Annotated in this window: 8 protein-coding genes; 7 read left to right on the forward strand and 1 reads right to left on the reverse strand. The window is 70.8% G+C overall.

The features are described 5' to 3' along the window. Positions 1-293 precede the first annotated feature (293 nt). Positions 294-1,220: an acyl-ACP desaturase gene (locus C8E87_RS26345; RefSeq protein ID WP_133875570.1), complete on the forward strand. Its 927-nt coding sequence runs from the start codon at positions 294-296 to the stop codon at positions 1,218-1,220. 1,457 nt (positions 1,221-2,677) lie between these two features. On the opposite strand, the gene C8E87_RS26350 is transcribed toward C8E87_RS26345, so the two are convergent. Further along, positions 2,678-3,187 carry a PaaI family thioesterase gene (locus C8E87_RS26350; RefSeq protein ID WP_133875571.1) on the reverse strand — a complete coding sequence of 170 codons (510 nt, stop codon included), beginning with the start codon at positions 3,185-3,187 and terminating at the stop codon, positions 2,678-2,680. 55 nt (positions 3,188-3,242) lie between these two features. Between C8E87_RS26350 and C8E87_RS26355 the strand changes: the two genes are divergently transcribed. The 6 genes from C8E87_RS26355 (at position 3,243) to C8E87_RS26380 (ending at position 12,140) form a co-directional block, all read left to right on the forward strand. Next, the gene (locus C8E87_RS26355; RefSeq protein WP_133875572.1) at positions 3,243-3,725 is read left to right on the forward strand and encodes a winged helix-turn-helix transcriptional regulator; all 483 of its coding nucleotides are present in this window, start codon (positions 3,243-3,245) and stop codon (positions 3,723-3,725) included. Between the two features lie 9 nt (positions 3,726-3,734). Continuing rightward, positions 3,735-5,309, forward strand: coding sequence for an MFS transporter (locus C8E87_RS26360; protein ID WP_133875573.1), 1,575 nt, complete (start codon positions 3,735-3,737; stop codon positions 5,307-5,309). A gap of 66 nt (positions 5,310-5,375) precedes the next feature. Beyond that, the gene (locus C8E87_RS26365) at positions 5,376-6,182 is read left to right on the forward strand and encodes a cyanophycinase (RefSeq protein ID WP_239079996.1); all 807 of its coding nucleotides are present in this window, start codon (positions 5,376-5,378) and stop codon (positions 6,180-6,182) included. Continuing rightward, positions 6,179-8,911, forward strand: coding sequence for a cyanophycin synthetase (gene cphA, locus C8E87_RS26370; protein WP_133875574.1), 2,733 nt, complete (start codon positions 6,179-6,181; stop codon positions 8,909-8,911). The genes C8E87_RS26365 and cphA overlap by 4 nt, the downstream gene beginning before the upstream one ends. 422 nt (positions 8,912-9,333) lie before the next feature. Further along, complete coding sequence (locus C8E87_RS26375; RefSeq protein WP_341771750.1) at positions 9,334-11,523, forward strand: protein kinase domain-containing protein; 2,190 nt, start codon at positions 9,334-9,336, stop codon at positions 11,521-11,523. 362 nt (positions 11,524-11,885) lie between these two features. Continuing rightward, positions 11,886-12,140 carry a hypothetical protein gene (locus tag C8E87_RS26380; protein WP_133875575.1) on the forward strand — a complete coding sequence of 85 codons (255 nt, stop codon included), beginning with the start codon at positions 11,886-11,888 and terminating at the stop codon, positions 12,138-12,140. The last annotated feature ends 32 nt before the right edge of the window (positions 12,141-12,172 follow it).

The raw sequence follows: 12,172 nt of genomic DNA on the forward strand, positions 1-12,172 counted from the left end.
CCGCACAACGCGGTGGTCAGGAACGCCTGCACGGCCACGTCGATCCGGCGACGCCTCACTTTTCCCTCACCGGCGAGATGTTGGCGACGCCGGTGGCGAGCCGCAGCGCGTGCGCACCTCGGGCGGGTCTGAAGAGGTTTTCGATCGTTCGCGGCGGCTGTCAGGACGATGAGCGCACGTCGTTTCCTGACCCCGTCCTCCAAGACGGGCCGAGGCGCGCAGGGCGAAAGCACCCGGGAGCGGTACCCTTACCTACGGTGCCGTAAGTTACGGGACCGTAGGGAGTGATTGTCATGCCGTTGGACCAGACCGCCCTGCTCATCGAACTCGAGCCCGTCGTCGCCACCAACCTCGACCGGCACCTGTCGCTGGCCAAAGAATGGTTCCCGCACGAATACGTGCCGTGGAGCGAAGGGCGCACATTCGACGGTCTGCTCGGCGGCGAGGCATACTCCCCGACCGACTCGAAACTGCCCGACGTGGCCCGGACAGCGCTGATCGTCAACCTGCTCACCGAGGACAACCTGCCCTCATACCACCACGAGATCGCGACCCTGTTCGGGCGGGACGGGGCGTGGGGGACATGGGTGCATCGGTGGACGGCCGAAGAGGGAAGGCACGGAATCGCGCTGCGTGATTACCTGACGGTGACGCGAGCGGTCGATCCGGTCGAACTCGAACGGGCCAGAATGACCCACATGGAGTCCGGATACTCCAACGACCACCCGGACGAGATCCTGCACTCCATCGCGTACGTTGCCTTCCAGGAACTGGCGACACGCATCTCGCACCGGAACACGGGCCGGGCGACAGGCGACCCGATAGCGGAACAACTGCTGGCGCGGGTGGCGGCGGACGAAAACCTGCACATGGTCTTCTACCGCAACCTGCTGGCGGCGGCGTTCGACCTCGACCCCAACCACGCGATGCGAGCGGTCACCGACGTGGTCGCCGGGTTCCAGATGCCGGGGGCCAACATCGAAGGGTTCGGCCGTAAGGCCCTGTCGATCGCTCTGGCCGGAATCTACGACCTGCGCCAGCACCGCGACGAGGTCCTGCAGCCCGTTCTGCGGCAGTGGAACGTTTTCTCCCGTACCGACCTCTCCGCGGACGGCGAGAAGGCGCGGGACGAATTGGCCGCTCACATGGACGACCTCGAATCTCAGGCTTCCCGGTTCGAGGAGAAGCGCGAGGCTCGTCGTCAGCGCCTCCAGCGCTGACCTGTGCGTCATCCTTTCCCTGCGCGGCGTCGTCCCGCCCTGCGCGGGGTCGTCCTTTCTCTGCGCCGGGTCGTGCTTTCTCGCGCTGGCTCGTGCTTTTCTCGCCCTGGGTCGTGCTTGCTTGCGCTGGGTTGTGCTTCTCGCGCTGGGTGGGTGGGGGCTTGCTTGCGCTGGGACGCTTCGGGGGAAGGGGTGACCACTAACGGCGGGATGGAGCCTTTTATGCCGTTAGTGGTCACCCCTTCCCCCGAATCTTGCATGGGAGCCTCTGACGGCCAGGACTTTGGTCGCCGGTCTCTGGTCGCATGACCGGGCTGGGTCACCCCCGTCACCCTGAGGGGTCTGGCTTACGCGCCGGTACAGCCAGGACTTTTGCTTGGGCAGGCCGGCCTGGGTGGTGGGTCGTGCGGACGCACCTCGCCGGTTGCGCCGGGGATCATCGCTGCGCTCGTAAACCCGGCAACGGGCCGGCTGCATGGTCAAGCCCGTCGTTGCCGTCCAACTGACCGCTCGGTCACGGCCCCCTTGGCCGGGCTTGACATCCGGCCCGCCCTTGGTGTTGCGCCCGTTGGCTGGGCTTGGTGTTGGGCTTGCGGGGGTGTCGCGCCCGCTGGCTGGGCTAAGTGTCCGGCTTTCGCTCTGCATGTACCGGTTGGCTGGTTGGGTCGGCGGCTTTTGCTGGGTGTCGCGCGGTTGGCTGGCTGAGCGGGCGGCTTCTGCTGAGTGTGGCGCGCGTTGGCGGGTTGGGCGGGCGGCTCTCGCTGAGTGTCGCGCGCGTTGGCTGGCTCACCGGGTGGGCCGGGCTCGTCTTCGCCCTGCAGTGGTCAACGAGTGGTGGGCCGGGTGGCGATGTGTGTGGTGGGGGTCAGCCTGTGGGCTGGGCGGTTCGGGTTGGGTGAGCGGTTGGCGGGCAGGTGGACGGCACCGACGGGCTGGGCCATGCAGGCGGCCGGCTGCGGTTTGCGAGCGTAGCGATGAGTCCGAGCGCAACCGGCGAGGTGCGTCCGCACGACCCACCACTCAGGCCGGCCTGCCCAGGCAAAAGTCCTGGCTCAACCAGCGCGTAAGCCAGACCGCCCAGGGCGAGGGGGGTTCCGAGGCCCCGCCGTGCAACCAGAGGCCGGCGACCAAAGTCCTGGCCGTCACAGGCTCCCATGCAAGGTTCGGGGGAAGGGGTGACCACTAACGGCATAAAAGGCTCCATCCCGCCGTTAGTGGGCACCCCTTCCCCCGAAGCGTCCCAGGGTGAGCGAGCCCGCGGCCCACGGCTGGCGCTGAGCAAGACGCGGGGAGGCGGGAAAGCGCCTGACCGCGGGGTGGGAGGGGGACGCGGGGAGCGGGAAGGGCTGAGCAGGCGGGAGAGGACGCGGGGAGCGGGAAGGGCTGGGCAGGCAGGGGAGGAGGCGTGGAGCGGGAAGGGCTGTTCGGGTGGGGGGAGGCGGGGGAGAAGGGGAGGGCTAAGCGGGTGGGAGGGGGAAGAGGAGGCAGGTGGACATGGCCTGGGCGACGAGGCGGCCGGAGGCGTCGGTGAGGCGGGCCTCGGCCAGGGCGGTTCGGCGGCCCGACTGCAGGACCGAGCCGGTGCAGGTCAGGCGGCCGGAGGCAAGGGTGATGGGGCGGAGGAACTTGACGTTCAGGTCGAGGGACGTGTAGCCGACGCCCGCCGGCAGGGTGCTGTGGATCGAGCAGGCCGCCGCGGTGTCGAGCAGGGTGGAGATGACACCGCCGTGCATCGTGCCCAAGGGGTTGTAGTGGAACTCCTGGGGGTCCAGCTGCAGGGTTACCGAACCCTCGACGACTGTGAGGGAGGCCAGGTCGATCAGGTCCATGATGGGTGGGGCGGGGAGCTCGCCCGAGGCCAGGGCCTGCAGCATTTCCAGGCCTGTGCTGCGGCCCACGTGGGAGGCGTGGATCGACGGGTCGCTCCAGGAAAAGGTGCGCGTGCGGGCCTGCTGGGTCTGGGTCATGGACGCAGCGTGGCACCCCTTGCTGGGTCTGTCCAGTGGACTTAGCCTCGGTGTCATGAGTTCCACAACGTCGCCCGAGGCGCTCAACTGGTCGGTGGACAACTGCACGATCGGCCGGGCCATGGAGATTCTCGGGGAGAAGTGGACCGTCGTCGTGCTGCGTGAGGTTTTCGCCGGCATCCGGCGCTTCGACGACATGCGGGTGCGTACCGGCATTCCGCGGCAGGTGCTCACCAACCGGCTCGCCATGCTTGTGGACAACGGCGTGCTGCACCGTGTTCCTTATCGGGAGCCGGGCGCGCGGGCCCGCCACGAGTACCGGCTCACCGGCAAGGGCTTCGACCTCTATCCGGTGATGGTCGCCGTCGCCACCTGGGGTGACCGCTATCTGGCCGGGCCCGAGGGGCCTCCGCTCGTGTTCGAGCACCGTGACTGCGGCGGCCGGGTCGGGGCGACGCTCACCTGCGACCACGAGCACGTCGTGGGGGATCTGCGCGAAGTGTTGCCCACGCCGGGGCCGGGGGCGCGCCGCCGCTAGATTGCCGGGGTGGACTCACCCTGGGCGCCGCTGCGGGGCCGTGTCTTCCGGATGCTGTGGATCGCGGTGCTGGCCGGCAATGTCGGCACCTGGATGCAGACCGTCGGCGCGCAGTGGCTGGTGGTGCAGGAGCCGAACGCGGCCACCTGGACCAGCCTCGTGCAGACCGTGACGATGCTGCCCGTCCTGTTGCTGGCCCTCCCGGCGGGTGCGATCGCCGACGTGTTCGACCGCCGCCGCCTGCTGCTGGCCGTGCAGGTCGTGCTTTGCCTGGTCGGGGGTGCGCTCACCGTCCTGACCGTGTTCGGCCTGATGCCGCCGCCCGTGTTGCTGGTGTTCACCTTCCTGCTCGGCGTGGGTCAGGCCCTCACGTTGCCGACCTGGCAGGCCGTCATTCCCGAGCTCGTTTCGCGGGACGAGTTGCCCGCGGCTTCCGCCCTGGGCGCGGTGAACACCAATCTGGCCCGGTCGGCGGGTCCGGCCGTGGCGGGTCTGCTGGTGGCCCATGTCGGGTCGGCCGCCGTTTTCGCGCTCAATGCCCTCTCGTACGGGGTTTTCGCCCTCGCTCTTCTGCTGTGGCGCCGCCCCGCGCGTCAGGGGCCGGGTCACCCGGAGCGTTTCGGTCCCGCCGTCCGGGCCGGCGGCCGGTTCGTCCGGTACGCGCCGAGCGTCCGTCGCCTGCTGATCCGCGTGATCCTGTTCGTGGTGCCGGGCAGTGTCGTGTGGGGTCTGCTGCCCGTGGTCGCGCGTCAGGAGCTCGGGCTGGGCGCGAGCGGCTACGGGGTTCTGCTGGCCGCGCTGGGCGTGGGCGCGATCGCCGGCGCGCTGCTGATGCCACGGATCCGGCGGGTGTTGTCGGCCAACCGGCTGATCGTGGTGGCCGGTGTGGTCTATGCGGGGGCACTGCTGGTCACCGCGCTGGTGCCGAACGAGTTCGCCGTCACCGGTGTGCTGGTGCCGGCGGGGGCGGGCTGGATGTGCTTGGTCTCGCGAATGAACGCCGGCCTGCAGTTGCTGCTGCCGAACTGGGTGCGGGCCCGCGGGTTCGGGATCTATCAGGTGGTGTTCGCCGGGGCGCAGGCGCTGGGCGCGCTGCTGTGGGGGCAGGTGGCCGAGGTGTTCGGGCTGCCCGCGACGTTCGTGGCCGCCGCTGCGGTCATGCTGCTGGGCACGGCGACCGTGTTCTGGTTGCCGGTGCACGAGCACGACGACGCCGACCGGAGTCCCGCAACCTTGTGGGCGGAGCCGCACATCATGCTGGACCCGCATCCCGAGGAGGGGCCCGTGCTGGTGACGGCTGTCTACCGCGTACGGGATCAGCAGGCGGACGGTTTCGTCGAGGCCATGAACGCCGTACGGCTGACGCGGTTGCGGACGGGGGCGACGCGCTGGGGTTTGTTCCGTGACGGCGAGGACCCGGTCCGCTATGTCGAGGTCTATCAGGTGCCGACGTGGGAGGACCATCTGCGTCAGCACGACGGCCGGATGACCGGCAGTGACGAGGAGGCCGAGAAACGCGCGCTGGCGCTGGCCGAGGGGCCGCCCGAAGTCACCCATCTGCTCCCGGCCGACAACGGCGATTAGCCGGATGTTTCGTATTTGTTCCGATTAACCTCAGGGGTGGCCGTTCCGGCCGGTTGAGGAGGTGTCGTGTCGAGTGTGGTCGATGCTCGCCGCGGCCGGTTGCTGATCATCGGCGGCGCCGCCGGCCCGGGCCTGCTCGGCCGCTTCGTCGAGCTGGCGGGCGGCGCCGCGGCGCGCATCGTCGTCGTCGCCACGGCCAGTTCGGCGCCGACCGCCGCCGAGACCGAGCACCTGGCCGCCTTCGAGTCGCTGGGCGCCGGCCGGGTCGAGGCACTGCGGATCGCGAACCGGTCCGACGCCTGCGATCCCCGGGTCGAGCCGGTGCTGCGCTCGGCCTCCGGCGTCTTCTTCACCGGCGGCGACCAGGAGCGGATCACCCGGGTGATCGGCGGGACGGTCACCGACTCGCTGCTGCAGGAGCTGGTCGCGGCGGGCGCGGTGGTGCTGGCCGGCACGAGCGCGGGCGCCGCCATGATGTCCGGGACCATGATCGTCGAGGGTGACGCCCCGGGGGTGTCGCGGGCGTGCGTGCGTACGGGCCCGGGTCTGGAATTTCTGCCGGGTGTGCTGATCGATCAGCATTTCGGCCAGCGGGGGCGGCTCAACCGGCTGCTCAGCGCGGTCGCCCTGGCTCCGCACCAGCTCGGCCTGGGCATCGACGAGGACACCGCGATCCTGACCGACGGCGACGACTTCGAGGTGCTCGGCAGCGGTGCGGTCACGGTTGTCGACGCCGGCGGCGCCGAGATCATCCGGGTGCCCGACCGCGGCCCGATCACCCTGACCGGCTGCCGCCTGCACGTGTTGCCCGCCGGGCACGCGTTCCACCTCACGGGCCGACGGCCCCGCGTCATCGAGAACGAGGCGTCATGAAGATCGAGCGCCTGCGGCATCTGCGCGGACCCAACGTCTATCTGTCCCGTCCGGCGGTGGTCGCGCGGCTGCGCCTGGGCGAGCTGACCGGCGTCGAGACGTCCGACGTCACCGGCTTCACGGAACGGCTGCTGCGGACGTTGCCGGGTCTGGCCGAGCACCACTGCGCGGCCGGGGCGCCGGGCGGGTTCGTGAGCCGGCTGCGCGGCGGCACCTACTTCGGGCATGTCACCGAGCACGTCAGCCTCGAACTGTCGCAGCTGATCGGGCGCGACGTGAGTTTCGGGCGCACGGTGTCGGCCGGTGAGCCGGGTTGTTACGACCTGATCGTCGAGTGCCCGGTCGACGAGTCCCCGGTGTCGCGGGTGCCGGGGGAGCTGCTGCGGGAGGCGGTGGATCTGGTGCTTTCGGTGATCGACGGGCGTACGGGCAAACCGGTTCTGTCGGAGCTGGCGGCGCGGGCGGAACGGGAGGCGGCCGGGCCCAGCACCCGGTCGATCATCGCGGCGGCCCGGCGGCGCGGCATCCCGGTCGAACGCTACGACGACCTGAGCCTGCTCCGGCTGGGCTGGGGCAACCGGCGGCGGCTGGCCTGGGCCGCGATGACCGATCAGACCAGCGGCGTGGGCATCGACATCGCCGGTGACAAGCAGGTGACCAGGCGGTTGCTGACCGAGGCGGGCGTGCCGATGCCCGAGGGAGGCGCCGCCCGTACGCTGGAAAACGCTCTGGCCTGGCTGAAGAGGCTGGGCGGCCCGGTGGTCGTCAAACCCCGGCGGGGCAGCCAGGGCGAGCACGTGGCCCTGAACCTGTGCACGCCGGAGCAGGTCGAGGCGGCGTTCCGGGCGGCCGGCGAGGACGTGATCGTCGAGCGGCAGCTGGACGGCCGTGACTACCGCGTGCTCGTGGTGGCGGGCGAGGTCGTCGCGGCCGCCGAACGGATCGCCGCGCACGTGGTCGGTGACGGGCGCAGCACGATCGACGAGCTGGTCGAGCGGGTCAACGCCGACCCCCGGCGCGGCGTCGGGCATTCGCGGGTGCTGACCCGGGTGACGCCGGTGCCCGCGCTGCTCGAGCGGCAGAACCTGACCGCCCGCAGCGTGCCGGCGGCCGGGCGGCGGGTGTGGCTGGCCGACACCGGCAACCTGTCCACCGGCGCGACCAGCCACGACGTCACCGACGACGTGCACCCCGAGGTGAAACGGCTCTGCCTGCGGGTCGCCGCGCAGCTCGGGCTCGACATCGCCGGGATCGATCTGCGCCTGCCCGGCATCGGCGAGCCGGCGCCGCCGGTGGAGGCCGGGTCGGAGGTCCGGGCCGGGGTTATCGAGGTCAACGCGATGCCCGGCCTGCGCATGCACCTGGCGCCGGTGCGGGGCCGCTCGCGGGACGTGGGCGACGCGATCGTCCGGGCGATGTACCCGGCCGGCTCGGACGGGCGGATCCCCACGGTGGCGATCACCGGCACGAACGGCAAGACGACAGTGGCCCGGATGACCGCGCACCTGCTGGCCGACAGCGGGTTGCGGGTGGGGCTGACCACCACCGACGACGTACGCGTCGACGGGCGCGTGATCTTCCGGGCCGACGCCACCGGGCCGCTGTCGGCGCAGATGGTGCTGGGCGACCCGGGTGTGCAGGCCGCCGTGCTGGAGACGGCGCGGGGCGGGCTGCTGAACCGGGGGCTGGGTTACGACTGGTCCGACGTGGGCGTGCTGACCAACATCACCGCCGACCACCTGGGGCAGGACGGGCTGGCCACGATCGAGGACCTGGCCCACGTGAAGGCGCTGGTGGCCGAGCGGGTGCGTGACGGCGGGACGCTCGTGCTCAACGCCGACGACCCGTGGGTGCGCACGATGGTCGACCGGCCGCGGGTGCGCGCGGACCGTAAGCGGGTGGTGTGGTTCGGGCTCGACGCCGAGCAGCCCGTGGTGGTCGAGCATCTCGCCCGCGGCGGGACGGCCTATCTGCTGGACGACGGGTGGGTGCTGCAGGCGACCGGGGCCCGGCGGACGGCGCTGCTGCGGGTGGGTGACGTTCCCGGGGCGTACGGGGGAGCGGCGCCCCACGTCTTGGCGAACGCGCTGGCGGCCATGGCGGCGGCCCGGGCGCTGGGCGCGGGGCAGGAGGCGGTGAGCCGGCGGGTGGCCGAGTTCGATCCCACCGTCGAGAACGCGGGCCGGGGCACGCTGTTCCGGCTCGGGGACGTGTCGGTGTTCGTCGACTACGCCCACAACCCTGCGGCGCTGGCGGCCACCCTGCGGACCCTGCACCGGCTCTGGGGGGCCGATCGCTGCGTGGCCGCGCTGACCCTGCCCGGTGATCGGCGGGACGATCTGATCGCGGCGTGCGCGCAGGTGGTGGCGGACGCGGTGACCCGGGTGGTGCTCTACGACGACGAGGACCTTCGAGGCCGCACGCCGGGGGAGGTGTCCGCGCTGGCCGAGCGCGAGATGCGGGCGCGGCGGCCCGGGTTGTCCTCGGTGCGGGCCGGGGACTGCCGGGAGGCCGTCACCGAGGCGCTGCTGATCGCCCGCCCGGGCGATGTGGTGCTGGTCGTCTACGAGAAGCTGGCGCCGGTGCTCGCGCTGCTGGCCGAGTTGGGCGCCGTCCCCGCCGCTGAGGCCGCGCCGGTGCTGCCCGGACGTGGACCCGGGGCCGTACAGTCGCCGGCAAGATCCCTACTGGGGAAGGAACGGGTTCCCGTCCCCGGTTATCACGGCTGATCCGTCGTTCGGGGAGGTTGGCACGCAGAATGGGCTGATCGGCGGAGGGGACTGACCGTTTGAGCGAGGTTGCACAGGTCAGTCCCTGAACAGTTGCTACAGGGCGACTATTTGTCGACATCGCCCGGCATCGCCTCTAGGTGACGATGGTGTAACGGCTGGTAGGCCGACTGTTGTCGAGCGCTGCGAAAGTCCCCGTGGAAGAGACTTCCGATAAAGCGGTCATACCGGCGTGTCTCTATGTAATGCACCCGGATTTCAGTCAGAGATCCGACTTTCGGGTACTGGACGGGCACCCGTCGCAGGTGCGATCCGTCCGGAAACGGACGGTGATGAACCGCAGGTAAGACCGCATGTGCACGGGATCGTGAGGGGGCCGATCATCGGCTAGCATCCCTTCCGTCGATGGGGAACAACCGGCTGTGTGCCGGCGCCCCGACGCCGAGGGGCATGGCGGTGCAACTCGGTGTTTCTTCGAAGCGCGCATGTGGGGGCACATGAGCACGACGGACCTTCCGGGTTCGAGTCTGCTGGCCGGTCGATATCGACTGGTCGAGCGGCTCGGCGCCGGCGGGATGTCAGTGGTGTGGCGAGGGTTCGACGAGGTCCTCGGGCGCCAGGTCGCGGTGAAGGTTCTGCCACCGTCGACAAGCGCGGACCCGGCGTTCCGGCGCCGGCTTCGCGCGGAGGCTCAGGCTGCCGCTCGGCTCAGCCATCCCAATATCACGAATGTCTACGACTACGGCGAGGCGACCACCGTCGACGGTGAGCCCGTGCCGTACGTCGTCATGGAGCTGATCGACGGCGAGTCGCTCGCCGCCGTGCTCGCGCGCGTGCGCAAGCTGCCCTGGCAGCACGCCGTGCGGATAACCGCCGAGGTGGCCGCGGCGCTGGCCGCCGCACACTCGCGCGGCATCGTCCACCGCGACGTCACCCCGGCCAACGTCATGCTCACCCCGACCGGGGCCAAGGTTGTCGACTTCGGCATCTCGGCCCTGATCGGCGAGAACGACATCGACCCCGACGGCAGCCTGCTCGGCACCCCGGCCTACCTCGCGCCCGAGCGGCTCGAGGGCGGCCAGGTCAGCCCGGCCACCGACGTCTACGCCGTGGGCCTGCTCATCTACCGCACGCTCATCGGCCAGCTGCCGTGGGACGTCGGCACGACGACGGCCCTGCTGCGGGCTCACCAGTACACCGAGCCCGAGCCGCTGCCGGTCGTCGAGGGGCTGCCCGCCGAGGTGGACGCCCTGGTGGGCCGCTGCCTCGAGAAGCGGCCGTCCGACCGCCCGTCGAGCGCCGAGCTGGCCAAGATCCTGGCCGCTCTCGCCCAGGGCGCTCCGGCCACCGCGCGGGGTTACGTTCCTGAGTGGTCCGACGGCGGCGAGGACACCACGATTCTGCCGTCGCCGCAGGCGTACGCCGAGGGCCTCGCCGCGGGCGCGATCCCGGTGTCGCCGGCCGCGGCGGGAGCTGCGCCGGTCTCGCCCGCTGCGGCTGGGGCTGCGCCGGTCTCCCCGGCCGGCCCGGCGCCGGCGGCCGAGCCGGTCGGCGCCGCCGAGGATGCCCAGTCCGAGCCGGCTGCTCCGGCGCGCAACAGCCGCTTCGGCGACCTGCCGTCGGGCCCGGTCTACAACGCCGCTCCGGTGGCGGCGGCGGGCTCGGGCGGGCTGCGTCCGGCGTACGGCAACCAGCCGGACGGGCCGGACACACCGGGCGGCTCCACCTCGCCGTCCTGGTCCCGCATCTCGCAGACCAAGACCCGCCGCGTGCTCGTCGTGGCTCTCGGGGTGCTGCTGCTGGGCGTCGGGACGTACGGGTGGACCCTGACCGGCGCCCCGGGCGAGAACTCGGCCAAGGGCGCGACGCCCGCGGCCATCCCGCAGGACAACCGATGCGTCGTCAGCTACGCCGTGTGGAGCGACAAGAACAGCCGCTTCCTGGCCCAGGTGACGGTGGCCAACCGCAACGAGACGCCGATCAAGGACTGGAACCTCTGGTTCATCATGCCGGGTGACCAGGTGGTCTCCGGCGCCGGTCAGGTCGACCTCACGCAGGAGTCGCCCCAGGGCGGCGCCGTCACCGTCAACTCGGCGCAGCAGATCGAGCCGCTCAAGACGGTCTCGCTCAAGATCAATGGACGGTACGGCACGAGCAACGTGCCGCCGATGGCCTTCAAGCTCAACGGCCAGCAGTGCGAGACCTTCGTGTCGTCCAAGCCGAACGAGCCGTCGCGATACGTGGAACACCTGGCCAACGGTCAGACGCGGCTGGGGCCCACGACGTCGCCGATCCCGGGCATCTCCATCGGTGACGACGGCATCATCAACGTGACGCCGACGAAGCCGGGCTCGACGTCGAAACCGGGCGTGCCGGGGACGACTGCGCCGCCGGAGTCACGGTCGCCCACGACTCCGCCGCCCACGACGCCGCCCCCGACCACGGTGCCGCCGACTCCACCGCCGCCCACGACTCCGCCCCCGACGACGGTGCCGCCGACTCCGCCGCCGCCCACGACTCCGCCCCCGGTCACCACGGACAAGCCGACGATCGACGCCGGTGGCCCGGAAGGCTGTGACGACGCCTTCCCGGAGGACTGCGAGACCCCGTAACAAGCTGTATCAAAAGGCCGGCTCACTACGAGCCGGCCTTTTGTGCTCCCGGGCCGGATGCTGGAGAGGTAGTGGGCGGCGGCCGGGTCGATGGGGCGTACCGCCGGGGCCGACGGGAATCCGGGGTCCGATGGTGTACAGGTCAACGGCCGAAATCGGACGCGATGCCGCTCGCTCCGGAGTTACTGTGTCAAGAATGCATCAGGCACTTTCCTCCGTTTCGTCCGGCGTGGCAGCCGGGCAGGGACCGTGCGTGGGCAAAAGATGAGATAGCGGAACTGTGCGCGGCAATTCGGTCTGAAAAGCCCGAGAACGGGCACTCGAGGCTGCGTACGGCAGGTTGTCGTCCATGGGAGTTCGACATGATCAGCATTGTCAAGGATCTGGCGGCGGAGGCCCTGTTCGTCTCCGACCTTCAGCCGTCCCAGTGCCCGACCAGCGAGGCGGTCGAGCAGGCGGTGACCGCCATGATCTTGCGGCACGGCAGCGACGGATGTGCGGCCGAGGTGGCGCTGGAGTTCGGCGATCACCCGGACGTCGCGGTGCGCCGCATGCACTGGGTGCACGCGGAGTTGACCGAGGTGCTGGAGCCTCGGCGCGCGGCCGTCTTCCACTGAAAACCTGAGCTTTTCTCGCGAAAAGCACCCTA

It is taken from the genome of Paractinoplanes brasiliensis (assembly GCF_004362215.1).
In the GTDB taxonomy this organism is placed as follows: domain Bacteria; phylum Actinomycetota; class Actinomycetes; order Mycobacteriales; family Micromonosporaceae; genus Actinoplanes; species Actinoplanes brasiliensis.

Coding starts and splice junctions, on each gene's coding strand:
- cphA (WP_133875574.1), top strand. CDS start 6,179: ATGAAGATCGAGCGCCTGCGGCATCTGCGCGGACCCAACGTCTATCTG.
- C8E87_RS26345 (WP_133875570.1), top strand. CDS start 294: ATGCCGTTGGACCAGACCGCCCTGCTCATCGAACTCGAGCCCGTCGTC.
- C8E87_RS26355 (WP_133875572.1), top strand. CDS start 3,243: ATGAGTTCCACAACGTCGCCCGAGGCGCTCAACTGGTCGGTGGACAAC.
- C8E87_RS26350 (WP_133875571.1), bottom strand. CDS start 3,187: ATGACCCAGACCCAGCAGGCCCGCACGCGCACCTTTTCCTGGAGCGAC.
- C8E87_RS26380 (WP_133875575.1), top strand. CDS start 11,886: ATGATCAGCATTGTCAAGGATCTGGCGGCGGAGGCCCTGTTCGTCTCC.